At 66.0% G+C, this 24481-nt stretch carries 18 protein-coding genes; 10 read left to right on the top strand and 8 right to left on the bottom strand.

Translation table 11 applies throughout. The features are described from left to right. Positions 1–48 precede the first annotated feature (48 nt). Entirely contained in the window at positions 49–1749 is a 1701-nt protein-coding gene (locus tag DM194_RS25825; RefSeq protein ID WP_111070508.1) for a GMC oxidoreductase, read from the bottom strand. Positions 1750–2043: 294 nt separating this feature from the next. Here DM194_RS25825 and DM194_RS25815 point away from each other — a divergent pair, with 294 nt between their 5' ends. Then, positions 2044–3000: a DUF4142 domain-containing protein gene (locus DM194_RS25815; RefSeq protein WP_246024626.1), complete on the top strand. Its 957-nt coding sequence runs from the start codon at positions 2044–2046 to the stop codon at positions 2998–3000. A 102-nt stretch (positions 3001–3102) separates the two neighbouring features. Beyond that, on the top strand, positions 3103–3321 hold the full coding sequence (locus DM194_RS25810) for a hypothetical protein (protein WP_111070506.1): 219 nt from the start codon (positions 3103–3105) through the stop codon (positions 3319–3321). Positions 3322–3356: 35 nt separating this feature from the next. Here DM194_RS25810 and DM194_RS25805 read toward each other — a convergent pair whose 3' ends face one another. The 3 genes from DM194_RS25805 to DM194_RS25795 form a co-directional block, all read right to left on the bottom strand. After that, positions 3357–4820, bottom strand: a complete 1464-nt coding sequence (locus DM194_RS25805) for a TrkH family potassium uptake protein (protein WP_111070505.1) — start codon at positions 4818–4820, stop codon at positions 3357–3359. Positions 4821–4890: 70 nt separating this feature from the next. Beyond that, positions 4891–6270 carry a Trk system potassium transporter TrkA gene (gene trkA / locus DM194_RS25800; protein WP_111070504.1) on the bottom strand — a complete coding sequence of 460 codons (1380 nt, stop codon included), beginning with the start codon at positions 6268–6270 and terminating at the stop codon, positions 4891–4893. Between the two features lie 175 nt (positions 6271–6445). Beyond that, the gene (locus tag DM194_RS25795; RefSeq protein WP_111070503.1) at positions 6446–7033 is read right to left on the bottom strand and encodes a hypothetical protein; all 588 of its coding nucleotides are present in this window, start codon (positions 7031–7033) and stop codon (positions 6446–6448) included. Positions 7034–7243: 210 nt separating this feature from the next. Here DM194_RS25795 and DM194_RS25790 point away from each other — a divergent pair, with 210 nt between their 5' ends. The 6 genes from DM194_RS25790 to pstB all read left to right on the top strand — a co-directional run bounded on the left by DM194_RS25790 (position 7244) and on the right by pstB (position 14877). Beyond that, complete coding sequence (locus DM194_RS25790; RefSeq protein WP_176581513.1) at positions 7244–7849, top strand: glutathione S-transferase N-terminal domain-containing protein; 606 nt, start codon at positions 7244–7246, stop codon at positions 7847–7849. Positions 7850–8179: 330 nt separating this feature from the next. Beyond that, positions 8180–10777: a methyl-accepting chemotaxis protein gene (locus DM194_RS25785; protein WP_246024625.1), complete on the top strand. Its 2598-nt coding sequence runs from the start codon at positions 8180–8182 to the stop codon at positions 10775–10777. A 185-nt stretch (positions 10778–10962) separates the two neighbouring features. Next, positions 10963–12030 (top strand): phosphate ABC transporter substrate-binding protein PstS, encoded by a 1068-nt coding sequence (gene pstS, locus DM194_RS25780; protein ID WP_111070502.1) that lies wholly within the window; start codon positions 10963–10965, stop codon positions 12028–12030. A gap of 112 nt (positions 12031–12142) precedes the next feature. After that, positions 12143–13126 carry a phosphate ABC transporter permease subunit PstC gene (pstC, locus tag DM194_RS25775; RefSeq protein WP_111070501.1) on the top strand — a complete coding sequence of 328 codons (984 nt, stop codon included), beginning with the start codon at positions 12143–12145 and terminating at the stop codon, positions 13124–13126. 6 nt (positions 13127–13132) lie between these two features. Next, complete coding sequence (pstA, locus tag DM194_RS25770) at positions 13133–14017, top strand: phosphate ABC transporter permease PstA (protein ID WP_111070500.1); 885 nt, start codon at positions 13133–13135, stop codon at positions 14015–14017. Positions 14018–14019: 2 nt separating this feature from the next. After that, positions 14020–14877, top strand: a complete 858-nt coding sequence (pstB, locus tag DM194_RS25765) for a phosphate ABC transporter ATP-binding protein PstB (RefSeq protein WP_425457331.1) — start codon at positions 14020–14022, stop codon at positions 14875–14877. 510 nt (positions 14878–15387) lie between these two features. Here the strand turns inward: pstB and DM194_RS25760 are convergent. Next, a complete protein-coding gene (locus DM194_RS25760) occupies positions 15388–16728 on the bottom strand; it encodes a ferredoxin reductase family protein (protein WP_111070499.1) in 1341 nt (446 codons plus the stop codon). A 326-nt stretch (positions 16729–17054) separates the two neighbouring features. Here DM194_RS25760 and DM194_RS25755 point away from each other — a divergent pair, with 326 nt between their 5' ends. Both DM194_RS25755 and DM194_RS25750 read left to right on the top strand, forming a co-directional pair. Then, positions 17055–18302, top strand: coding sequence for a TCR/Tet family MFS transporter (locus DM194_RS25755; RefSeq protein ID WP_111070498.1), 1248 nt, complete (start codon positions 17055–17057; stop codon positions 18300–18302). A gap of 220 nt (positions 18303–18522) precedes the next feature. Beyond that, positions 18523–20634 carry a YgiQ family radical SAM protein gene (locus DM194_RS25750; protein ID WP_111070497.1) on the top strand — a complete coding sequence of 704 codons (2112 nt, stop codon included), beginning with the start codon at positions 18523–18525 and terminating at the stop codon, positions 20632–20634. Positions 20635–20896: 262 nt separating this feature from the next. On the opposite strand, the gene DM194_RS28340 is transcribed toward DM194_RS25750, so the two are convergent. From DM194_RS28340 to DM194_RS25740, 3 genes are all read right to left on the bottom strand, one after another. Then, positions 20897–21784, bottom strand: coding sequence for a WcbI family polysaccharide biosynthesis putative acetyltransferase (locus tag DM194_RS28340; protein WP_162630185.1), 888 nt, complete (start codon positions 21782–21784; stop codon positions 20897–20899). 428 nt (positions 21785–22212) lie between these two features. Continuing rightward, complete coding sequence (locus DM194_RS25745) at positions 22213–22614, bottom strand: response regulator (protein WP_111070496.1); 402 nt, start codon at positions 22612–22614, stop codon at positions 22213–22215. Further along, a complete protein-coding gene (locus DM194_RS25740) occupies positions 22611–24479 on the bottom strand; it encodes a sensor histidine kinase (protein ID WP_111070495.1) in 1869 nt (622 codons plus the stop codon). Before DM194_RS25740 ends, DM194_RS25745 begins: the two co-directional genes overlap by 4 nt. Between the last annotated feature and the right edge of the window lie 2 nt (positions 24480–24481).

The following is a 24481-nucleotide window of genomic DNA, read 5'->3' as shown; positions in this document are numbered from 1 at the left end:
TCGGTTCCTCTCCGCAGGGAGAGGAAATATGGGAGTCCGCCGCCCCGCTTAAAGCGAGGCGGCGACCGCGGGGGCAGGCGGACTGCTCCGTTCGTCCTGCAGCATCGCGAGGATGCGGTCGGTCATTCTCAGGGCCAGGGCCACGATGGTCATGGTCGGGTGGTCGGCGCCCATGGTGGGGAAGACGGAACTGCCGGCGATGTAGAGGTTGCTGACGCCATGCACGCGCCCCTCGGCATCGACAACGCCGTGACGGGGCGATACATGCATGCGCGTCGTGCCCATGTGGTGCCAGCACCAGCCGACATCCGCCATCGCCGCCTCGTCGGGTTCGTCCTGCCGTTCGTCCGTCTCGATCAGGCCGCGGCGCAGCAGATCCTCGCGCAGCAGGCGCTGGGTCTCGGCCGCGCCCCTGCGGTCCTGCTCGGTCAGCCGCCAATCCACCCGCGGCAGGTTGCAGCCGAACGGGTCGGTGGCATGGTCCAGCGTCACCCGGCTGTCGGGATTGGGGACGGGCTCCAGCACCGTTTCCAGGGTGAAGCGCCGGGACAGCCATCCCGGATCGACGATGCTGTCGAACAGGGCGTGGGCGAGCTGCGGCATGCTGCGCAGGATGCGCGGACCGGCGTTGCGCAGCAGGCTGGCCGCCTCGTCCTCCGACACGCCGAAGCGCCGGCAGCTGTGGCGCGAGGGCAGAATCCGCAGGTCGCGCATCGCCTTGAAGGCGTCCAGCGCCCCCGAATGGTAGGAGGCGACCAGATATGTGCGGGAATTGGGCAGTCCGTGGCGTTCCTGAGACTTAGCGGTCGGCGACAGCGCCAGCGCCACCGACGGGTGCGGCCGGCCCAGCCGGCGCCGCGCCAGGCACAGGCTGACGTCGTAGAGCGCGCGGTGCCGACCCTGCCGGGTCAGACGGACCGGCGGCGTCTTGAAGCGCGGATGGTCGGCGAAGTAGCGGCCGACCAGATCGTTGCCGTTGCCCAGACCCGCCGCCTGCACCTTGTTGGACAGCAGCAGGATGCGCGCATTCTCGATGCCGCCGCAGCACAGCACGAACAGCCGGGCGCCGACGGTGAAGCTCGGGCCGTCCAGCGTGCGGACCTGCACCCGTTCCACCGCGGTGGCGGTCGGATTGCTGTCCAGTCCGGTGACGTTGGCGTTGAGGAAGGCGGTGATGTTGGCGGCGCGCCCGATCTCGGCGCGGTAAGCCTCGCCCATGCGGATCGGCGGGCTGAGCTGGGCGACGCGGTTCTCGAAGCCGTCCCTGTCCCCGTTTCCCCCCCCGTCCTCCACCGGCATCAGTGCCGCCCTCGGCCCGCCGACCCGCTCCATCCAGAAATCGGTGTCGTAATCGAACGGACCCAGGCCCAGCACGCTCTGCGAGCGCTCGTAATAGGGCATCATCGTGTCGCGCTCGATCGGCCATCCGCTTTTGGGGATCCAGGGCCGTTCGGCGAAATCGCCCGGCTCCAGCGGGCGGGAAAATCCGCCCCAGCAGTTGGTGCTGCCGCCCAGATAGCGGCTGCGCGCAGTGGTCAGCCGCTCGTAAGGCAGGCCGACGTTGCGGCCGGCATAAAGCGCCTGGGAGATGCCCTCGACCTCCAGCCCGCCGCCTTCGAGCAGAACGACACTGCAGGAACTGCCGGCCAGCTCGCGCGCGATGGTCAGGCCGGCGGCGCCGCCACCGATCACGCAAAGGTCGCAATCGATATGGGTGCCGTTCAGGACATGGCGGGCGTCACGAAGCAAGCGGGGCCTCCGTACCAGGGATATAAGCCATCCCTTCTTGCCCCGGACACGTGGCTTAGACCGAGCGCGCATTCGGCGATACCCCCGGCGCGCCGGACTACTCCGATGTTCAGCACAAGCGCGGCACCCCATACGATTCGGATAGCTGGTCCGCCTCGCCCCGGCCGCTGGGAGTAATGGCGGGAACGGCGGTCGCAGTCGCCGGTTGAAGGTGGGAAGTACGGTGCCTCGGATCGCCCGGAAGGGCCAGGACGAACGCGCACCGGCAACCATGCAATCGCAGGAACCGTCGCCATGAAACGCCATCATCTTCTTGCCACCGCCGCCCTGATCCTGTTCTCCGCTCCGGCGCTGTCGCTGGCCCAGACGCCGACGCCGCAGAAGACCGTGACCGAGAAGGGACAGCTGTCGCCGCAGGACATGACCTTCGTCGAGGAGGCCGCGATCAGCGACATGTACGAAATCCAGGCCGGCAAGCTGGCGCAGGACCATGCCAAGGACAACGGCGTCAAGCAGTTCGGCAACCACATGGTGACCGAACACACCAAGACGTCGGACGCCATGAAGACGATGGCCCAGCAGAAATCGGTGACGCTGCCGACCAAGCTCGATTCCGCGCACCAGCAGAAGCTGGACAAGCTGCGCGGCCTGCAGGGCGAACAGTTCGATGCCGCCTATCTGCAGGACCAGATCGACGGCCACCAGCAGGCCGTCGCCCTGTTCCGCACCCAGGCCGAAAAGGGACAGGATCCCGACCTGAAGCGCTTCGCCGAGCAGACCCTGCCGGCGCTCGAGCAGCATCTGCGCCAGGTCCGCGACCTGCGCCCGAACGTCGCCTCCACCAGCAGCGCTCCCCAGCAGAGCACCAGCTTCGAAAGCATGATCGGCGAGGAGGTCTATGGCGAGGACGGCGGCCAGTTGGGCGAAGTCGCCGACATCATCCTCGACGCCCAGACGGGCGACGCCACCCAGGTGATTCTGGACCGCGGCGGTATTCTGGGCATCGGCGACAAGCAGATCGCCCTGGACTTCTCCCTGCTGGAGGTCGACGGCGACCGCATCGTCGCCCGGCAGGTGACCGAGGAACAGGTCAATGCGATGCCCGAGTTCCAATACGGCGACAACACCGTCTCGCTGGGCCAGCGCAGCGGCAGCGGCGGCAACGCCGGTCAGGGCAATGCCGGCCAGGGCAACGCGGGTCAAGGCGCCGGCAACAGCCCGGACAGCACCCCGCCGCGCAACCCGCAGTAAGCCTGCGGCGGATCTTCGACACCGCAACCGACACCCAGCCGGCCGGCACCGGGAAACCCCTTCCCGGCGGCCCCGGCAGGCCAAGCAAGGGAGAAAGCAAGGATGGCGAACGCCAGCAAGAAGCACATGAGCCCCGGTGGACAGGGCAAGGGCAGCGGCACCGGCGCGACCACCGACCTGCCGGCCGGCGCCATCGGCGACAACGAAGTGCTGTCGAACCGCGACAAGTCCCGCCATTCCGACGCCCGCGGGCTGGACAGCAAGGCCGTGCAGACCGAACAGATGCAGGAACACGTCGCCAACCGCAATCCCGACGAATAGGTGACCGGAAGGGGCCGGCGGCAGGCGCCGGCCCCTCAGCCCCGCCAGAACTGGGGCATGAACAGCACCAGCACGGTGAACAGTTCCAGCCGGCCCAGCAGCATCGCCAGCGACAGCAGCCATTTCGCCGAATCCGGCAGCGCCGAGAAGGTGCCGGCCGGGCCGATGACGTCACCCAGCCCCGGCCCGACATTGGCCAACGAGCTCGCCGCGGCGCTGATGCTGGTGATGAAATCCAGTCCCAGGGCCATCAGCGCGATGGTGAGAACGCTGTAGGCGGTGAAGAACAGCGTGAAGAAGACGACCACCGATCCCAGCACGTCGTCGTCCAGCTGCCGGCTGCCGTACTGGCGCGGAAAGACGCCGCGGGGATAGACCAGCCGCAGGAAATGGGTGCGCAGCACGATCGCCATCACCTCGAAGCGGAAGATCTTGATGCCGCCGGTGGTCGAGCCGGTGCAGCCGCCGATGAAGGTCAGCCCGAAGAACACGCCGACCGCCAGATTTCCCCATTGGGTGTAATCGGTATAGGCAAAGCCGGTGGTGGTGACGACCGACACCACGTTGAAGGCCACCATCCGCAGGGCGTCGTGGAACTCGTAGCCCTGCTTCAGAGCCAGCCAGACGCTGAGCGGCAGGATCACCGCGGCGAGGAAACCCAGGAAGGTCCGCACCTGGCTGTCCTTCCACAGCGCGTCGCGCTGTCCGTTCAGGGTGCGGACATACAGCACGAAGGGCAGGCTGCCCAGCAGCATGAACAGCGTCGCCAGCCAGTGCAGGGCCGGGCTCTCGAAGTTCCCCATCGATTTGTCGGAGGTGGAAAAGCCTCCCGTCGACAGGCTGGTCAGCGCATGCACCACCGCCTCGAACGGCGTCATTCCGGCCAGCCAGTAGCAGGCGGCACAGATCGTCGTCATCCCGACATAGATCGCCCCGATGGCCTTGGCGATCTGCTGGGCGCGCGGCAGGACCTTCTGCGACCGATCGGAGGATTCGGTGCGGAACAGCTGCATGCCGCCCACCCGCAGGGCCGGCAGGACCGCGATGGCGACGCCGATGATGCCGATGCCCCCCAGCCATTGCAGAAGCGCCCGCCACAGCAGGATGCCCTCCGGCATCCGGTCCAGCCCGACCAGGATCGTCGCCCCGGTGGCGGTCAGACCCGACATGGTTTCGAAGAAGGCGTTCGTGTAATTCAGCGACAGGTCGGGGAAATGGCCGAACTGGAAGGGCAGGGCGGCGAAGACCGCGGTGCTGGTCCAGGTCAGCGGCGTCAGCAGGAAGGCCTGCCTCAGCGACAGCCCGCCCTGCTGGCGGCTGCTGCGGGTGCCGAGCGCCAGCGCACCGCCGCAAACGGCGGTGAAGGCGGCCGAATAGAGGAAGACCTCCGCATCCGGGTTGCCATAGGCGAAATCGACCGCCGCCGGGATCAGCATCATCGCGGCAAGCGCCAGCAGCACGACGGCGACGATGAACAGGATCGGCCTGAAATTCGGCATGATGTCTCTGGTCAGGGGAATGGGCGGCGGCGGGCGGGGGATGACGCGTCGGGCCGGGCCGTAAGGCCGCTCAGAAGAATTCCAGCCCCACCGCGAACAGCTTTTCGAGCTTGCGCACCAGATCGGCGGTGGCCATCACGACGACGCGGTCATGCGGTTGGATCACCGTCTGGCTGGTGGGGATGATGACCTCGTTGCCGCGGACCAGCGCGCCGATGATCATGCCGGGCGGCAGGCCGATGGAGCCGATGGGGCCGCTGACCGCGCGAGAGGTCTCCAGCGCCTCGGCCTCCACCACCTCGCCGAAATTGTCGCCGATGGTCTGCACCGCGGCGACCCGCCCGCGCCGGACATGGCGCAGGATCGAGGACACGGTGACGGCGGAGGGGTTGACCACCACGTCCATTCCCAGACCGGCGACGATGGGCGCGTAGGACGTCTTGTTCAGCAGCGTGATCGCCCGTTCGCAGCCGGCGCGCTTGGCGAGCAGCGAGGCGAAGACGTTGGTCTCGTCGTCGTTGGTGACGGCGACGATGGTTTCGGCCCGGCCGACCTGGGCCTCCTCCAGGATCTCGTTGTCCAGCGCGTCGCCGTTCAGCACCACCGTGCTGGAGCGCAGCGAGCGCGAGATCAGCTCCGCCCGCGCCGCATTGCTTTCGATCATCTTGATGGAGATGCCGCGCATATGCCGTTCGACGACCTGCGCCAGGTTGAAGCCGACATTGCCGCCGCCGGCGATGACCAGACGGCGGGCCGGCGCCTCGGTGTGGCCGAACAGGGAAACGACGCGGACGATGTCGGCGGTGCGGCATACCAGATGCACGTCGTCGCCCAGCCGCAGCATGTCGTTCCCCTTGGGCACGAAACCGGTGCCGTCGCGGAACACCGCCAGCACGGCCGCGCGCACGTCGGGGAACATCTCGGTCAGGCGGCGCAGCGGCGTATTGAGCAGGGGCGAACTGGTGGTGCAGTGGACGCCGATCAGGTGAACCTTGCCTTCGGCAAGCGGCAGCATCTCGAACGCGCCGGGAGAGCGCAGGCGCCGGGCGATGCTGTGGGCGATCTCCACCTCCGGCGAGATGACGACGCTGATGGCCAGATGCTCGGCGGAGAACATGGTCGACCATTCCGGCCGCAGATAGGCCTGCTTGCGGATGCGGGCGATGCGCAGCGGGATGTTGAACACCGAATTGGCGACTTCGCAGGCCACGATGTTGACTTCGTCGGAATGGGTGACGGCGATCAGCATGTCGGCATCCCGCGCCCCCGCCTGGGCCAGCACGTCCGGGTGCGAGGCATAGCCGACCATCCCGCGCACGTCGTGGCTCTCGTCCATCCGCTGCGCCAGCTCGGTCGAGGTGTCGATCACGGTGATGTCGTTGTCTTCCTGCGCGAGGTGCCGCGCGATGCTGGCCCCGACCTGCCCCGCCCCGCAGATGATCACCTTCATGCGCCCGCCCCCGCCTGTCCACGATGCACCCGGCCCAACCGGCCAGTGTCAGCAAATGACGGCAAAGGCGAAGCGTTGCAAGGCAAAGCGGATCGGCCATGGCGGACCCATGCATGGAAAGACCCGCCGGTGGGGGCCGGGCGGGTCGGGGAGGGCGTCGGCGGACTGCGAAAGATCACTTGAATTTGAAAGGCAGGCGAAAGCCCATCTTTGCCGTGTTGAACCCGGCCTTCCGAAAATCCCTTTCCAGCAATTCCAGGGACTTGAGCCCTTGTATGACGTAGCCCTGCGACCGATCCACCATATCGGGAGTGAATGTCCTGAACGGAAGGGAGCTGCTGTCTGTTTCGATGTTCATAAGTGCAAAGTTCAGTATCAGATCGTACATGGTGGAAGATGGGTGGTTGCCCAGCTGACTCTGCCGTTCGTTCCTGAGCTTTCCCACCCAAGTCTTGCGGCTGATGTAATATCTGGATGCTTCATTGATATAGTCGATTTTTTTTCTGAGCCCGCTCGTCCCATCGGATTGCAAATTCATTGATCCCCAGTTGAATTGGGCGGCCTTCTTGGTATCTGGATCAAGAAGCCATTCGTAAATTGCCTGGGATTTCGCTTTTGACGGCGCCTGTTGGAATTGTTCGAGGCAGGTCACAAAAACGATATCCGGGAGGATAAATCCCAGTTGCGCCCCCCATAGGTAAAACAGTGGGCGCTCATTGATGCTTGTCGCTTCCTTGGAAAACCGCTCGAATGCAAGAGCCATGATAACTTATCCGTCCCTATGGTAGATCGATCTGGTAAGGTCCGAAGGGCAAAATGGATTACCACGATTTGGGATGATACCTCAAAATGTAGCCTTTATACAAATCTTGGACGCTGATGGCTCCCGCAACCGATGGTTCGGTGGCAGAATGTGGGGCGGGGCCTCCGTTAGCCGACAGGAACGAGGGCCGACATTGCCAAAGGAACGCCCATGTTGAAGCTGCGCTGGAGCCCCACCTCGCCCTATGTGCGCAAGGTGATGATGGTCGTCATCGAACGCGGGTTGGAGGATCGGGTGGAGCGGGTGGCGACCGATCCGTGGTCGGCCGATACCGATCTTTCCAAGGAGAACCCGCTGGGCAAGATTCCCGCCCTGACGCTGGAGGATGGCACCACCCTGTTCGACAGCCCGGTCGTCGCCGAGTATCTCGATTCGCTCGGCGACCGGTCGCCGCTGTTCCCGCCCGCCGGGCCCGCACGCTGGACCGCGCTTCGGTTCCAGGCGGTTGCCGACGGCATCTGCGACGCCGCCATCCTCCGCCGGCTGGAGTCCATGCGCCCCGATGGCGAGAAGTCGCAAGGCTGGATGGAACGCCAGCGAAAGGCGGTCGTCCGCTCGCTCGATCTGCTGGAGGCCGACGCGGCGGCACTGGACGGCGAGGCCACCATCGGCACGCTCGCCGTGCTGGCGGCGCTCGGCTATCTCGATTTCCGTTTCGGGCAAGAGGACTGGCGCGAAGGCCGCCCGGCGCTCGCGGCGTGGTTCGGAACGGCAGCGGACCGCGACAGCCTGCGGCGTACCGCACCGCCGGTGTAACCCGCGTAACAAGAGGAATGTCTTTCCCCGGTAATACGTAATGAAGCGGCGCCCCGCAGCGATGGGCGCCGCTTTCGCTTCGCAGCGCTGTTTACCTTCGATTCATCATGATTGGCCGGTGCTCGGCCGTCGACCATTGCCGGGACCGGCGATGTCGCGAGCGCAACGCCATTTCGATTGTGCGTCGCGAAAACTTCATCGAAGCGTCACTCAAACATACAAATCGAAGCGTCACTCAAACATACAAGGAGAGGGGCTACCCATGGCGTCGGCCGGGCTGCGGAGAACCGCGGGTCCGGTGCGGACGACTTCCAGACCAAGGTGGCCCATATGGCTAATCGCGCCGACCAGCGCCGCCGATCCGGCATCAAGTCGAAAATGCTGATCGCCTTCGGCACCGTGGCGGCGCTGCCCTGCATCGCGGCGGTCGTCGGCTGGATGTCCTACGGCGCGGTCCGGGGCCATGTCGCCGACATCACGGGAACGCAGGTGCCGCTGCTCGGTGCCGCGCACGGCCTCGCCACCACCACGGCGCGGGTGCTGGCGCTGGGGCCGCTGATCGACGCCGCGTCGTCCGAGGATGATCTGGCCCGGCTGCGCAGCGCGGTGGCGGCGCAACGCGCGGAACTGGACGGCCAACTTACCCTGCTTGCCGGCGGGCAGGGCGATATCGGCCGCATGGGCGAACTGGCGGCCACCGCCCGTTCGCTTTTGGGCACCATCGACGCGCTGGGAGCGGCGACCGGCCGCCGGTTGAGCCTGCAGGAACAGCGCAGCGCCCGGCTGGCGGAGCTGAGCGCCGCCCATGCCCGGCTGCTGGCGGCGCTGAAGCCGGACATGCAGGCCTCGCGCGAACAGCTCGCACAGGCGATCGCCGCGATGGTGGAGGCGACCTCGCACTCCTCCGAGGCGATCGGCGGCGAGTTGGGGCAGACGGTGATCCCGCTGTTCCAGCTGCGGGGCGCGGAGGCGGCGCTGACCAAGGCGCTGCTGATCGGGGCCTTCGAGACCGACCGGTCCAAGGTGATGTCGCTGTCCACCGACTTCGATTCGGCGCTGTCCGACCTGCAGGGCGCCCTGCGTCCGCTGGCGAACAGCGAGGCGGCGGTTCCCGTCGTCGCGACGATGAACGAACTGGCGGCTTACGGCGACGGCGACAAGAGCGTCTACACCCGCCGCGTCCGCCAGCTGACCCCCGGCATCGGGGAGGCGGAGGCGCGCAGCCTGGCCGAGGCGCAGGCCACCGCGGTCGCTGAGATCGTCCGGCTGGACCGCGACGCCAACAGCCGCATGCTGCCGCTGATGCTGAATTCGCGCGGGCGCATCGCCGAGGCCGGGAATGCCATCGCGGAGCGCATGCAGGATCTCTCCACCAATGTCGTGCCGGAGGCCCAGCAGCGCTACACCGTGCTGAGCGGCCTGATGGCCGACGCCAACCTGCTGGCCGGCAAGCTGGCCGAGGCCGGCAATGCGGAGACGCCGGTCCGGCTGGCGGCGGCGCGCCGCACGCTGGACCCGCTGGCCGCGGCCATCCGCAACGCTCTGCAGGACGGGCGGGGCGATCTGGAGGACGAGGTCCGCCGGCTTGCCGAGCGGCTGCTGGTCCTGGGCTTCGGCGACGACGGCATCCTGGCGCTGCGCGGCGGCGAGCTGGCGGCCTATGCCGAGAATGCCGCGCTGATCGACAGCAACCGCAGCACCGGCGCCGTCCTGACCGGGATGGTCGACGGGCTGGTCCGGTCGGCCGGGCAGGCGACCGCCGCCGGGGCATCCGCCGCCCACGAGGCGCTGGAGCGGACCAGCCGGGTGCAGATCCTGCTGGCGACGGCCGGCGTGCTGCTGGCCGGGCTGATCGTCTCCTTCTATGTCGGGCGCCGCGTCGTCGGCCGGATGGAGGCGCTCGCCGCCGCCATGCGCCGGGTGGCCGGCGGCGACCTGAATGTGGAGCTGAAGTCCGGCGGCAACGACGAGATCACCGACATGGCGCGTGCGCTCGACGTGTTCATCGCCAACGCCCGCGCCATGGAAGAAGCGCATGAGAAGGTGGAGGTCGAGCGCCGCAACGCCGCGTCGGCCCGCCGGACCAGCATGCTGGAGATCGCCGAGCAGTTCGAAAGCAACGTGCTGAGCAGTGTCGAGACGCTGGCCGAGGCCGCCGGCCTGATGGCGGCGCGTGCCCGCTCGCTGACCGACATCGCCGCCAACGCCAACGACCGCGCCGAGGCCGCGATGCAACTGTCCGGCGAGATGGCGGCGGGAATCCAGCAGGTGGCGACCGCCGCGTCGGAGATTTCGCAATCCATCGCCGAGATCAGCAAGCGCACCGGCGAATCGGCCCGCATCATCGGCGACACCGCCGCCGGGGCGGAACAGGTCAAGGCCACCGTCGCCGACCTGTCCGGCACCGCCGGCGAGATCGGTGCCGTGATTGGGCTGATCGACGAGATCGCCGGCCAGACCAACCTGCTGGCGCTGAACGCCACCATCGAGGCGGCGAGGGCAGGGGAGATGGGCCGCGGATTCGCGGTGGTCGCCGGAGAGGTGAAGGCCCTTGCCGGCCAGACCGCCCAGGCCACCGCCGAGATCGCCCGCCAGATCGCCGCGACCCAGGCGGCCAGCCGCCAGACGGCGGAGGTGGTGGCGACCATGGCCGGCAGCGTCCAGCGCATCGAATCCAACGCATCCGCCATCGCCGCCGCGGTGGAGGAGCAGGCGATCATCACCTCGAGCATCGTCGACAGCTCCCACCGGGTCGCGGTCGGCACGCAGGCGGCATCGGACCATGTCGCCGGCCTGTCGGAGGCCGCGGCCAAGGTGCGCGCCCAGGCCGGCGACGTGCTGCAGGTGGCGGAAAGCCTGTCGCACGAGGCGACCAGCCTCGGCTCCGCCGTGCATCTGTTCCTCCAGGAAATCCGGGCGGCGCGATGATGGCGCCGCCTCGGCCACGAACGGGTCGGTTTCATAAAACTGACACGTAAACAAAACAAACCCGTCACCAGCGGTGGATATGGTCACCGCGACGAAGAAGGCGGGTTACGACCTCCGGCGAAGGCCGGGCTTTTCCCAAACCCAACGACACCGTCCAACCTATCGGGAGTTTTGCCGTGAAAACCATGACCTCGGCGTTCGTTCGTTGCGCCGCCTTCGGTGCCCTGGCCGTTCTCTCCGTCTCGGTCGCCCCGCTGTCGGTCGCCTCGGCCGCCGACATCTCCGGCGCCGGCGCTACCTTCCCGTACCCGATCTATGCCAAGTGGGCCGACGCCTACAAGAAGGAGACGGGGGTGGGCCTGAACTACCAGTCCATCGGTTCGGGCGGCGGCATCAAGCAGATCAAGGCCAAGACGGTCACCTTCGGCGCCTCGGACATGCCGCTGAAGCCGGAAGATCTTGAGCAGGCCGGCCTGATCCAGTTCCCGATGATCATGGGCGGCGTCGTTCCGGTCGTGAACCTGAAGGGTCTGAAGTCCGGCGACGTGAAGCTGTCGGGCACGGTTCTCGCCAACATCTACATGGGCGAGATCACCAAGTGGAACGATCCGCAGATCAAGGCCCTGAACCCGGACGTCAACCTGCCGAACACCGCCATCGCGCCGGTGTACCGTTCCGACGGGTCGGGCACCAACTTCCTGTTCACCGACTACCTGTCGAAGACCAGCCCCAAGTTCAAGACCCAGATCGGCGCCAACAGCTCGGTCCAGTGGCCGGCCGGCATCGGCGCCAAGGGCAATGAGGGCGTGGCCAGCATGGTCAAGCAGACGGACGGGGCGATCGGCTACGTCGAGTACGCCTACGCCAAGCAGAACAACATCATGTATGTCGGCCTGCAGAACAAGGACGGCAAGGCCGTCGTTCCGAAGATCGAGTCCTTCCAGGCCGCCGCGGCGAACGCCGACTGGGCCAATGCCAAGGGCTATTACGTCATCCTGACCGACGAGCCGGGTGCGGACAGCTGGCCGATCACCGGCGCCAGCTTCATCCTGATGTACAAGGATCCGAAGGATCCGGCGACTTCGGCCGAGGCCCTGAAGTTCTTCGACTGGGCGTACAAGAACGGTGCCCAGATGGCCATCGATCTGGATTACGTGCCGATGCCGGAGTCGGTCGTCTCCATGGTCCAGAAGACCTGGTCGCAGTCGATCCAGTCCGACGGCAAGCCGATCTGGACCGCGTCTGCCAAGTAACCACGGCCAACCCGACCCCGGGATGCGCCGGCGGACGGCGCACTCCGGGGGCAAGATCCGCCGGTGGGGGCGGAAATTTCGCCGACCCCACCGCACGCCTCACGGAGCGGCCATGACCGAGATAACGCTCAACTTGACCGACGCACAAGCTTCCATCGCCCGACGGGCCCGCCGCCAGCGCATGATCGACGCGGTTTTCCGCAACTCCACGCTCTTCTTCGCGCTGCTCGTCCTGCTCATCCTGGGCGGCGTCACGGTTTCTCTCATCGGCGGCGCGCTTCCGGCACTGCGCGAGTTCGGCTTCGGGTTCGTCACCAGCGAAGTCTGGAACCCGGTGACGGATCAATTCGGCGCGCTCGCCCCCATTTACGGCACGTTGATCACGTCGGTCATCGCCATGGCTGTCGGCATTCCGGTCAGCTTCGGCATCGCGCTGTTCATCACCGAGATGTGCCCGGCCTGGCTCAAGCGGCCGCTCGGCGTCGCCATCGAGCTGCTGGCCGGCATTCCCAGCATCATCTACGGCATCTGGGGCCTGTTCGTCTTCGCCCCCTTCATGCAGTCGACCGTCCAGCCCTTCCTGATCAACACGGTGGGGCAGGTGCCGGGCATCGGCCATCTGTTCGCGGGCCCGCCCTACGGCATCGGCATCCTGACCGCCGGCCTGATCCTGGGCATCATGGTGCTGCCCTTCATCACCTCCATCACCCGCGACGTCTTCGAGACGGTGCCGCCGATGGTGCGCGAATCCGCCTATGGGCTGGGCGCCACCACCTGGGAGGTGGTGTGGCATGTGGTTCTGCCCTATACCCGCACCGGCGTGGTCGGCGGCATCATGCTGGGGCTGGGCCGCGCGCTGGGCGAGACGATGGCCGTCACCTTCGTCATCGGCAACGCGCACCGCATCAGCTCCTCCATCATGGCGCCGGGCACGACGATCTCGGCCTCCATCGCCAACGAATTCACCGAGGCGGTCGGGGACATCTACACCGCCTCGCTGGTGGCGCTGGGCCTGATCCTGTTCATGATCACCTTCGCCGTGCTGTCGATCGCCAAGCTGATGCTGCTGCGCCTGCAGCACAAGGCCGGAGTCTGAGGCCCCATGTCCAGCACGACAAATTCCGCGGCTCTGGCCGCCCCGGCCGGCGGCCTGTACAACCGCCGCCGCATCGTCAACAAGGTGGCGCTGACCCTGGCGCTGGGTGCGGCCGGCTTCGGCCTGTTCTGGCTGGTCGCCATCCTGTGGACGCTGCTCTACAACGGGCTGTCGGCGATCAACATCGCCCTGTTCACCGAGAGCACACCGCCGCCGGGCGGGCAGGGCGGTTTGCTGAACGCCATCTTCGGCAGCGTCATCATGACCACGGTCGCCACCCTGGTCGGCACGCCGATCGGCATCATGGCCGGCACCTACCTGGCCGAGTTCGGCCGCAACGGCAAGCTGGCCGAAGTGGTGCGCTTCATCAACGACGTGCTGCTGAGCGCGCCGTCGATCATGATCGGCCTGTTCGTGTACGAGGTGATGGTCATCCGCATGGGCCATTTCTCGGCCTGGGCGGGTGCCATGGCCCTGGCGGTCATCGTCATCCCCGTCGTGGTCCGCACGACGGAGGACATGCTGAAGCTGGTGCCCAACAGCCTGCGCGAGGCCGCGGCCGCTCTCGGCGCGCCGCAGTGGAAGGTGATCACCATGGTCGCCTACCGCGCCGCCCGCAACGGCATGATCACCGGCGTCCTGCTGGCCGTCGCCCGCATCAGCGGCGAGACGGCGCCGCTGCTCTTCACCGCCCTGAACAACCAGTTCTGGAGCGCGGACATGAACGCGCCGATGGCCAACCTGCCGGTGGTCATCTTCCAGTACGCGATGTCTCCCTATGAGGACTGGCGCCAGCTGGCTTGGGGCGGCGCGCTGCTGATCACGGTCGCCATCCTGTTCCTCAACATCGGCGCCCGGCTGCTGGCCGGTCTCGGCTCGACGAGAAAGTAACCATGACGATGACCCACATGGACGCCAACAGCCCCGCCCAGGGCGGCCACGCGATGCCCGCCGGCATGGTCCCCGGTGCCGACCGCCCGATCGCCGGCGCCGGCCTGCCGGAGAAGATCACCATCCGCAACCTGGACTTCTTCTATGACGGCTACCGCGCCCTCAAGGACGTCTCGCTGCCGCTCTACGACCGTCAGGTCACCGCCTTCATCGGCCCGTCGGGCTGCGGCAAGTCGACCCTGCTGCGCATCCTGAACCGGATGTACGACCTCTATCCCAAGCAGGTCGCGACCGGCGAGGTCATGTTGGACGGCGTCAACATCCTGTCGCCCAAGCAGGATCTGAACCTGCTGCGCGCCCGCGTCGGCATGGTGTTCCAGAAGCCGACGCCGTTCCCGATGTCGATCTACGACAACATTGCCTTCGGCGTGAAGCTGTACGAGAAGCTGTCCCGCGCCGAGATGGACGAACGGGTGGAGTTCTCGCTGCGCCGCGCGGCATTGTGGGACGAGGTGAAGGACAAGCTGCGCCAGAACGGCATGAGCCTGTCCGGCGGCCAGCAGCAGCGCCTGTGCATCGCCCGCGCCATCGCGGTCAAGCCGTCGGTTCTGCTGCTGGACGAGCCGACCTCGGCGCTCGACCCCATCTCCACCGCCAAGTGCGAGGAGCTGATCGACGAGCTGCGCTCCGACTACTGCATCGCCATCGTCACCCACAACATGCAGCAGGCGGCCCGCATCTCCAACTTCACCGCCTTCATGTATCTGGGCGAGCTGATCGAGTTCGGGAACACGGAAGAGATCTTCACCAACCCGACCAAGGAAAAGACCTCCGAATACATCACCGGCCGGTTCGGCTGACGCTTTTGCTTTGCCCGTCCTTCCCGCCATGGGCAGGGACGGCGGGGAATTGGCGTCGAGATGAATATCGGAAGCAGTTCAGGGCGGCGGTTCACTCAACCGCCGCCTTTCGCGCGATTCTCAGGCGGGGTTGGATCGGGCCGCCGACTGTGACGGCAAATGGTAAGGGCGTGTATCTTCAATCCCAGCGTCGTTCCAATGACAACCGGATCGCAAACGGTGCTGCTCGCCTTAAATTTCCATAACTGTACTTATGTGCCGTAATTCGCGTCTCCAAGGTCAAACTGCCAATGTCTCCGTGAGCGTCGGCGCCACCCCGGCAAGACGTGCAGACTTTCTCCAAGCCGGCTCTGAACCCACAACTCCGTCGTCGCGGCGATGTCCGTTGCTGCCGCTTCACCCACCGGAAACCGACTTGGGGGCGCCTTGGGCGCACCCGCTCCCGCTGTTCCGGCTGTGGCTGGTGCCGGACCGGCGGATCGGGCGCGCCCTGGAGGCATGACGGGACGATCATCGCATCTCGAAAAGCTCCTGGTGGAAGCGATGCTCCACCGGCAGTCCCTGCTCTGCGAAATCCTGCCGCAGCGCCTGTCCGAAGCCGGTCGGGCCGCAGAACCAGATGCTGGCGTTGCTCCAGTCCGGCACCGCCGCGCGAATGCGCTCGCCGGTCAGGCGACCGTCGCGGCCATCGACCAGGATGTGCAGGCGCACGCCCGCCGCCGCCGCGTCGGCCATCAGCTTGGCGCTCGCGTTCTCGTCATGGTCGTGTGTGGTGTGGAAGAAGTGGATGGTTTGCGGCAGCCGTCCGTCCTGCATCGCCAGATATTTCATGCGGGCGATGAAGGGTGTCACGCCGATGCCCGCCCCTACCCAAATCTGCTGGGGGCAGTCGTCGTCGAAGGTGAAGCAGCCGTATGGCCCTTCGACCGTCACCGTCTGGCCGAGCAGCAGCTTCTCCCGCAGGCGCCGCGTGTGGTCGCCAAGTTCCTTGATCACGAAGGTGATGCGGTGCTCGGCCTCGTTCCAGGCCGAGGCGATGGTGTAGGGATGCGCGCCCTCGGCGGCATCCGACATGGCGAAGGCGAACTGCCCCGCCTTATGGCCCGGCCATCCCCGCGGCACGTCGACCTCGGCCTCGAGCACGCGCAGGGCTGGATAATACTGGAGCTTGCCGATGCTGCCCGGAACCCGGCGGTCGGCTCCGACGCGGCCCAGCAGCGCCACCACGGCCGCCCAGGTGCCGCCTGCGAGCAGAATTGCCAGCACCCAGCCAACCGGCGTGCTCCAGTAAGCGAATTTCGTGAGCACGACGGTGTGGAAGACCAGCGCCAGATAGGTGAGCGCCAGCAGCTTATGCAGCTTGAAGAACTGCCGGTATGGGAAGCTCTTGATCAGCGCCATCGCGATCAGCACCAAGGCGGCGTAGAACGCCCATTCGCCGATCGCTTCCGCCGTGCCGCGAAGCTCCGTCAGCGACTGCGCGACCGGGTTCTCCAACGCCGCGCGCGGGCCACGCTGCGGCCGATCGAGCCAGCCCCAGCCCACCGCCCATTTCGTTCCCTGCGCCCAAAGCCAATGGCCGACCGCAAAGACGAGAGCGCCGATGCCCAACCACTTGTGCAGACGGTACATCTTGTCCAGGCCGCCGAACCACCTCTCCGGCCAGCGGGGACGCAATGCCAGGATCATGGCGACGCTCATGCAGCCGATGGCGATCAAGCCGCTGTGCTGGATCATGCCGGAGCGGAACGGGAAATAGCCGGTCCAACGGAACACCGAGGCATCCGCGGCGAGCCACAGCACGGTTAACAGCGCCAGCAAGCCCCAAAAGGCAAGCTTGATCCTCTGCATGGCGAGCGTCCTCCCGTTGCGCCGCCGGGCGGGCGGCAGTGCATAATTGTTTTTTCTAATGATGAGGACCGGCAAGCCGAATCGCCGAAATGCAGCCATTCGCGTGAGGAACAGATTCGGAACCCGTACAGTGCGGTGGGAAAACCGGTCATCCGCACTTCCCCAAAAGCATCCGCGGTCGGAAATAATTCACTTCACAACCGCGCTCGTGCCGTCTATGATCGCCGCTTGCCTGGGCGATCCCGGCCCGGCTGCCAGTTTGGCCGGCATTGCGTACCCTGCCCGGTTCGGGCGTCTTTATCCGTCGAGTTCCTCAAGGCTCCTCCATGTCTTCCGTTCTTCGGCCGCGCAAGGCCGCGATCGCCTTCATTCTGGTCACCGCAGCGCTCGACATCGTCGCGATGGGCATCGTCATTCCGGTGCTGCCGGCGCTGATCGAGGAATTCGTCGGGCCAAGCGCGCAGGCGGGCACCATCAACGGCGCGCTGGTGGCGCTGTGGGCTCTGATGCAGTTCTTCTGCTCTCCCGTGATCGGTTCGCTGTCGGACCGTTTCGGGCGGCGGCCGGTGATCCTGCTGTCGGCCCTGGGGCTGGCGGTGGATTATGTGCTGATCGCGGTGGCGCCGAACCTGTGGTGGCTGGTGGTCGGCCGGGCGATCGCCGGCATCACCTCCTCAAGCTTCACCACGGTGTTCGCCTATATGGCTGACGTGACGCCGCCGGAGCAGCGGGCGCGGGCCTATGGCCTGATCGGCGCCGCGTTCAGCGCCGGCTTCATTGCCGGCCCGCTCCTCGGCGGCTTGTTGGGAGAGGTGTCGCCGCGCGCCCCCTTCTGGGCGGCCGGGGCGCTCAGCGGGTTGGCCTTCCTCTATGGTCTGGCGGTGCTGCCGGAATCGCTGGCGCCGGAAAACCGGATGGCCTTCTCCTGGCGCCGGGCCAATCCGTTCGGCGCGCTGCGCCTGCTGCGGTCCCACTCCGAGCTGTCGGGGCTGGCCCTGGTCAATTTCATGCTGCATTTCTCCCACAATGTCTTTCCCGCGGTCTTCGTGCTCTATGCCTCGCATCGCTTCGGTTGGAGCGCCTGGGACGTCGGGCTTCTGCTGGCGGTGGTCGGCGCGCTGGACATGGTGGTGCAGGGGCTGGTCGTGTCGCGCATGGTGAAGTGGCTGGGCGACCGTGGCACGATGGTGGTCGGCCTGTTCTGCGGGGCCGGCGGGCTGACCTGCATGGGGCTGGCGCCGGACGGCGGCTGGTTCGTGCTGGCCATCCTGCCGAACGCGCTGTGGGGCCTGGCGATGCCGACCATCCAGTCACTGATGACACAGCGGGTCTCTCCCTCGGAACAGGGCCAGTTGCAGGGCGCCAACATGAGCGTGGCCAGTGTTGCCGGCATCCTGGCGCCGCTCTTCTTCGGTGCGGTCTATTCCGCCTCCGTCGGGGCCTACCCGCTGTTCCCCCATCCGGGCACGGCCTTCGTCAGCGCGGGAGTGGTGCTGCTGGCGGGTGCGGTGATCGGCTGGGTGGTGGCGCGGCGCAACGGCCGGCCGGAAGAGGCCGGCGGCGCCGCGGCCTGACCGGCGCCCCTTCCCTTCCCTTCCCTTCCCACTGCCCCCTGCCCCGCCCCTTTCGTCACCGGCAAGCCTTGCACCGGCTGTGGGGCGTCCCACATAGCTGCGCACCCACCCGCACAATATCCCATTGCTCCGCTGCGTTATCAGCGGTGGGAATTTGCGGGCCGACAAGGTATGACTGTCGGCTTCCATCCGCATTATCAGCTGAGACCCGGAGAACGCGATGCTCGCGGCCCCCAACCTGTTCGCCCAACGCCCGGACCGGAGCGTGCGCCCCAAGGCCGCACCCTTCCTGCCGATGTCGCGTGCGGAGATGGACCGGCTGGGCTGGGACCAGTGCGACGTCATCGTCGTCACCGGCGACGCCTATGTCGACCATCCCAGCTTCGGCATGGCGATCATCGGCCGGCTGCTGGAATCGCAGGGCCTGCGCGTCGGCATCATCGCCCAGCCGGACTGGAGCAGTGCGGAGCCGTTCAAGATCCTGGGCAAGCCGCGGCTGTTCTGGGGCGTGACCGGCGGCAACATGGATTCGATGGTCAACCACTACACGGCCGACCGCCGCCTGCGCCACAACGACAGCTACACGCCGAACGACGAGGGCGGCAAGCGGCCGGACCGCGCCGTCATCGTTTATTCCCAGCGCTGCCGCGAAGCCTTCAAGGACGTGCCCATCGTGCTGGGCGGCATCGAGGCGTCCTTGCGCCGCATCGCCCAGTACGACCATTGGAGCGAGAAGATCCGCCGCTCCGTCCTGGTTGATTCCAAGGCCGACATGCTGGTCTACGGCAACGCCGAACGCGCCATCATCGAGATCGCCCAGCGTGCGCTGAAGGGGGAATCGCCCAAGGCGATGACCGACATCCGCGGCACCGCCATCATGCGCTCCTCCTTGCCGGAGGGCTGGACGGTGGTCGACAGCAGCTCCATCGACGATCCGTCGGCCACGGTGTCGCCGCGCGCCGCCGGCGCCGACCGCATGGTGGTGCGCCTGCCCAGCTACGAGCAGGTGACGGCCGACAAGGTGCTCTACGCCCATGCCAGCCGCGTGCTGCACCAGGAGAGCAATCCCGGCAACGCCCGCGCGCTGGTCCAGCGCCACGGCGACCGCGACGTGTGGCTGAACCCGCCGCCGATCCCGCTGGAAACCAACGAGATGGACGGCGTCTACGACCTGCCCTATGCGCGGGCGCCGCATCCGTCCTATGGCGACGCGCGCATTCCGGCCTGGGAGATGATCCGCTTCTCCGTCAACATCATGCGGGGTTGCTTCGGCGGCTGTTCCTTCTGCTCGATCACCGAGCATGAGGGGCGCATCATCCAGAGCCGGTCGGAAGGCTCCATCCTGCGCGAGATCGAGCATATCCGCGACAAGACCAAGGGCTTCACCGGCGTCATCTCCGACATGGGCGGGCCGACCGCCAACATGTACCGCCTCGCCTGCAAGGACAAGGAGACGGAATCGGTCTGCCGGCGCCCGTCCTGCGTCTTCCCGGACATCTGCAAGAACCTGAACACCGACCACTCGTCGCTGGTGCAGCTCTACCGCAAGGCCCGCGCGGTGCCGGGGGTGAAGAAGATCCACATCGCATCCGGCCTGCGCTACGACCTTGCCGTCCGCAACCCGGAATACGTCAAGGAGCTGGTGACGCACCATGTCGGCGGCTACCTGAAGATCGCGCCGGAACACACCGAGCCGGGTCCGCTGGCGAAGATGATGAAGCCCGGCATGGGCGCCTATGACGAATTCAAGCGGATGTTCGACAAGGCGGCGAAGGAGGCGGGCAAGAAGCTCTACCTGATCCCCTACTTCATCGCCGCCCACCCCGGCACCACCGACGAGGACATGATGAACCTCGCGCTGTGGCTGAAGCGGAACGGCTTCAAGGCGGATCAGGTGCAGACCTTCCTGCCCTCGCCGATGTCGCTTGCGACCGCCATGTACCACAGCGAGCGCAATCCGCTGCGCCCGGTGCGCCGTGTCGGGTCGGAGGTGGTGTCGTCGGCGAAGGGGTTGAAGCAGCGCCGCCTGCACAAGGCCTTCCTGCGCTACCACGACCCGGAGAACTGGCCGATCCTGCGCGAGGCGCTGAAGCGCATGGGCCGCGAGGACCTGATCGGACCGGGCGAGGAGCATCTGATCCCGGCCTGGCAGCCGGTCGGCGCCACCGCCAAGCCGCGGGACAAGGGACCGAAAGGCAAGACCTTCCTCACCCAGCAGGCCGGTCAGGGGCGGCGGGTGGTGCCGCCGGTCGGCAAGGCGCCTGGAGGCAATTCCGCTGCGCCGAAGCCTTCAGGCATGAAGCCGCGCCAGACGAACCTGAAGGGTCGCTGACAGCAAAGGGTACACCCCACATTCCCCCTCTCTTCCTTGGGAGGGAGGGCTGTCTTGGGTGGTCTCTACCGCCGCCAGTTCGAGCAGCAAGCGGCAACGGAGCCGGTATGGCGCAACGGGGGCGTGCGGAATTCCGGTGGGGATGACGGACATGTCGGGAAGGTCCGGTTCGCGCCTGGGCGGCGCGGATCGACCTCTCCGGCATGATTCCGGCTACGGTGGTCCGCCAGCCACCCCGGCGGGGCTCCCGCTGATACGACCGTCAGGCGGAGTCTGAGAAAAAGAGCACCTCTGCTGGCAGTCCCCTGACAAGATTGTACAGTGCCGTCATGTGCGATTTGTAATAGCTTGGCGCTGCCACATCTTGTTTTTGTGCAAATTCGAAATTATAATGACGGACGGAATAAAAATCGATTGGGTAGTACCCTGGAAGCTTGCATATGTTTTCAGGAGAAAATGACTGAGTACGCAAGAACTCTTCCTGGTCAAATTCAAACCCAATATTTGAGGATATTATATGGATAATCTGCCGTGCCATTTCACTCATCACTGCCGAAGTTGGGTGATTGTGAGTTAAGAACAGACGCTTTTTTGCTATGTTATCTTTAATGAAATTAGAAATTTTTACATCGCATTCCTGCTCTATTTTCTCAAGTTCATTGACAAAATCTGTAAACCGTCCAGAAAAATTGAAATACATATCGCCATTCATGTATTTCTTTATTAGGTCATCCTCTGAGCGCGCCGAGCGGGCCATCTCCACTATATGGGGATCCGTTTTAAAAGATATCCCCTTAGTCCTTTCTTCAATATATGTCGGCCAAATCGCATTATTGTTTAGATAAGGAAACGATATTTTCAGGGAATCCTTTTTCGCTTTCGTCATAAAGGAATTGGCAATCCTTCCGCTCGTGGATAGAACGCCTTGATTTTCCGACAAATTTTGATAAACTATGATGTCGGCATCACTTATTATGCGGCTATAGTGCTCAGGAAGATCTGCTGCACCAACAGAGCCATATCCTAACTTGATCGCTTCATAATTTACGATATGAACTGCAGATACCACTACATGCTTGGATATTTCCGGGACGACAAATTTCTCCACCATTGAACCTTGGCAGTTCGCATAAACCAGCAAATTCAACATTCATTCCTCTTATGGAACGTAAAATCGCCTATTGCCCACACCCCAGCATCGGCGACGTGCGGCACTGCGACGTCCGTACTTCAATCACCAAGGTGACGGATGTCTTATGACAAGGCGATCTCGGCTGAAACCATTCGAGCGCAGTATCAGCGCAAAGGAATGCAGTGTTCAAGAGGCATAACCGATCCGAATCGAATCGCGATCAAGCCCCCGTCTCCATCTGTCCTGGAGCCTGCTTGACGGCCGCCTCAGCGGCAGACCCCGTCGGGGTGGCTGGCGGGCCATAGCCGGCATCATGCCGGAAAGGTCGAACCGCGCCGCCCAAGCGCGAACCGGACCTCCCCGACATGTCCGTCATCCCCACCGGAATTCCGCACGACTCCCAAGTGTCGCGGTGCGATTTGGAAAGGCTTCTCCGCCCCTTTCCTTCACACGAACAACTCCATCGTCTGCGGGACGTTGCGCGGCGTCTCCCCCGCCAGGATCGCGCGGGCGACGTCGACGGCGGCGAGGAGGCCGCTTTCGGTGAAGGGCTTGGGCAGGCAGCCGATGCCGGCGAGCGGGCCGTCCTTCTTCAACTCGTCGCGGAACGAGGTGATGAACAGGCAGGGCACGCCGAGCGCGTTCAGGCTGCGCGCGGCGTCTATGCCGTTGGTTCCCATGCCTAGATGCACGTCGACCAGCGCCAGGTCCGGCCCGTCGGCCTCGGCCATCTCCACGGCCTCCATCGCGGTGACGGCGGGGCCGATGACGCTGTGGCCGACGGATTCAAGGTAAAGCTGCTGTTCCAGCGCGATCAGCACCTCGTCCTCCACCAGCAGGATCTTCATCCATCGATCTCCTCGGCGGAGGAAGGCTCCAACAGCGGCACCGCGTCAGGCACCGGAAGATCGATCCGGAAGGTGGTCCCCTGCGGCGTGGTGTCGATGTCCACGCTGGCCCGGATCTGCCCGGCGAGGCTGGAGATCAGGCGCATGCCCAGGCTGCGGCTCTTGCGGATGTCGAAGTTGGGCGGCAGGCCGGGACCGCGGTCCGATACGGTCAGGGACAGATCGTCGCCCGCGCGCCGGAAGGTCACCGTCACCAGTGCCGGCCCGCCCCCGCGATGCTTCACCGCGTTGGTGATCAGTTCGTTCGCGATCAGTCCCAGCGGTGCGGCGTGGTCGATCGGCAGGTCGATCACCTCGGACCGGACGACGATGTCGCACATGCTCTCGCCGCCCGAGGCGCGCGCCAGATCCTCGCACAGTTCGTTCAGGTAGGTGCCGAACTCGATGGTCTGGAACTGGTCGGCCTGATAGAGCCGGTTGTGGACGCGGGCGATCGCCTCGATGCGGCTGCGGGCGTCCTGGAAATGGACCCGCACCCCCTCGTCCGGCAAGCTGAGGGTCTGCAGGGTCAGGAGGCTGGACACCAGCTGCAGGCTGTTCTTGACGCGGTGGTTGACCTCGCGCAGCAGGGTCGATTTCTGTCCGACCAGCTTGCGCAGCGCCGCCTCCATCGACTTGATCTCCGTCACGTCGATGTGCATCAGCACCGCGCCGCCGAAGGGGCCGGCCGGCATGGGGGCGGCAAGGCAGCGGAACCAGTGCTGGTTTGCGGTGACATATTCCGCCGACACCGGCGGCCCGCCGTCCCTCAGCAGCTTGCGCAAGCCCTGCATCACATCGTCCGCCCGCGGGTCGGCGGTCTGGCCCTTGCCGCAATGGTCGATGTAATCGTCGCCGACGATGCAGCCCTGGCCGAGGAAGGTGGTCTCCGGTCCGGCCTCGGCCCAGGCGCGGTTGGCCGAGACGATGCGGCCGGAGCGGTCGAGCACGGCGATGAAGGCGGGCAGCGCGTCCAGCGTCGCCTTGGTCTGCTCGGCCAGCTGCCGCATGGCGAGCGCGCTGGCCCGCAGCTCCTCGCGGGTGCGGCGGCGCTCGGTGATGTCGCGCAGGATGCCGGTGATGAAGCTGCGCCCTTCCGATTCCCAGCGCGCCAGCGACAGTTCCAGGTCGATGTGGCTGCCGTCGCGGCGCCGGCCGGACAGCTCCACCGGCTGGGTCGCGGCGTCGAGGCTGCCGGCGCTGCCAGGTCCGCTGTGCTCGGCCATGGCGATCCAGTCCGGCGCATCGTCGCCCAGCAGCACAGCCACGCTCTGCCCGATCAGTTCCTCCGGCCGATAGTCGAACTGGCGGATCGCGGCGCCGTTCATCCACTGCACCATGCCGCGGGTGTCGGTGGTGACGATGGCGTCTGGCGCGGTGTCGACGATGGCGCGGTGGCGGGCGTCGCGCTGTTCGCGCAGGACCCGCTCGCGGTTGACCGAGGCGGTGACGTCGGTCACCTGGATCAGGCAGCGCGCCTCCCCCCCAGCCATTCCTCCGGCCATCTGGGCGTGGGACGGCAGCGGACGGATCACGACATTGTGGACCATCCGCCGCCCGTCCGGCAGGCGCAGCGGGAACAGCATCGGGTTCAGCGTGTGGGACAGCACGCCGGGCGCCCCGGTCGCCAGCGTGTCGCGCACCGCGATGTGCAGGCGCGATTCGCGCAGGTTCGGCAGCGCGTCGAACAGGTCATGCCCGAGAATCTCCCGGGCGGTCAGGGTGGAGGCCTGCTCCATCCAGCCGTTCCAGTACAGAACCCGGCAATGGCGGTCGAGAAGCAGGATCCCTGCATCCAGCGCCCCCAGGACATCCAGGGCCCACATCG

The organism is Azospirillum ramasamyi (assembly GCF_003233655.1).
In the GTDB taxonomy this organism is placed as follows: Bacteria; Pseudomonadota; Alphaproteobacteria; order Azospirillales; family Azospirillaceae; genus Azospirillum; species Azospirillum ramasamyi.
Note: the sequence above shows the minus strand (reverse complement) of the source record. Positions and strands in the feature narration are given on the sequence as shown.

Excerpts from the sequence above, each read along its gene's own strand:
- DM194_RS25815 (WP_246024626.1), top strand. The coding sequence starts at position 2,044 with ATGAAACGCCATCATCTTCTTGCCACCGCCGCCCTGATCCTGTTCTCC.
- DM194_RS25810 (WP_111070506.1), top strand. The coding sequence starts at position 3,103 with ATGGCGAACGCCAGCAAGAAGCACATGAGCCCCGGTGGACAGGGCAAG.
- DM194_RS25805 (WP_111070505.1), bottom strand. The coding sequence starts at position 4,820 with ATGCCGAATTTCAGGCCGATCCTGTTCATCGTCGCCGTCGTGCTGCTG.
- trkA (WP_111070504.1), bottom strand. The coding sequence starts at position 6,270 with ATGAAGGTGATCATCTGCGGGGCGGGGCAGGTCGGGGCCAGCATCGCG.
- DM194_RS25795 (WP_111070503.1), bottom strand. The coding sequence starts at position 7,033 with ATGGCTCTTGCATTCGAGCGGTTTTCCAAGGAAGCGACAAGCATCAAT.
- DM194_RS25790 (WP_176581513.1), top strand. The coding sequence starts at position 7,244 with ATGTTGAAGCTGCGCTGGAGCCCCACCTCGCCCTATGTGCGCAAGGTG.
- DM194_RS25785 (WP_246024625.1), top strand. The coding sequence starts at position 8,180 with ATGGCTAATCGCGCCGACCAGCGCCGCCGATCCGGCATCAAGTCGAAA.
- pstS (WP_111070502.1), top strand. The coding sequence starts at position 10,963 with ATGACCTCGGCGTTCGTTCGTTGCGCCGCCTTCGGTGCCCTGGCCGTT.
- pstC (WP_111070501.1), top strand. The coding sequence starts at position 12,143 with ATGACCGAGATAACGCTCAACTTGACCGACGCACAAGCTTCCATCGCC.
- pstA (WP_111070500.1), top strand. The coding sequence starts at position 13,133 with ATGTCCAGCACGACAAATTCCGCGGCTCTGGCCGCCCCGGCCGGCGGC.
- pstB (WP_425457331.1), top strand. The coding sequence starts at position 14,020 with ATGACGATGACCCACATGGACGCCAACAGCCCCGCCCAGGGCGGCCAC.
- DM194_RS25760 (WP_111070499.1), bottom strand. The coding sequence starts at position 16,728 with ATGCAGAGGATCAAGCTTGCCTTTTGGGGCTTGCTGGCGCTGTTAACC.
- DM194_RS25755 (WP_111070498.1), top strand. The coding sequence starts at position 17,055 with ATGTCTTCCGTTCTTCGGCCGCGCAAGGCCGCGATCGCCTTCATTCTG.
- DM194_RS25750 (WP_111070497.1), top strand. The coding sequence starts at position 18,523 with ATGCTCGCGGCCCCCAACCTGTTCGCCCAACGCCCGGACCGGAGCGTG.
- DM194_RS28340 (WP_162630185.1), bottom strand. The coding sequence starts at position 21,784 with ATGTTGAATTTGCTGGTTTATGCGAACTGCCAAGGTTCAATGGTGGAG.
- DM194_RS25745 (WP_111070496.1), bottom strand. The coding sequence starts at position 22,614 with ATGAAGATCCTGCTGGTGGAGGACGAGGTGCTGATCGCGCTGGAACAG.
- DM194_RS25740 (WP_111070495.1), bottom strand. The coding sequence starts at position 24,479 with ATGTGGGCCCTGGATGTCCTGGGGGCGCTGGATGCAGGGATCCTGCTT.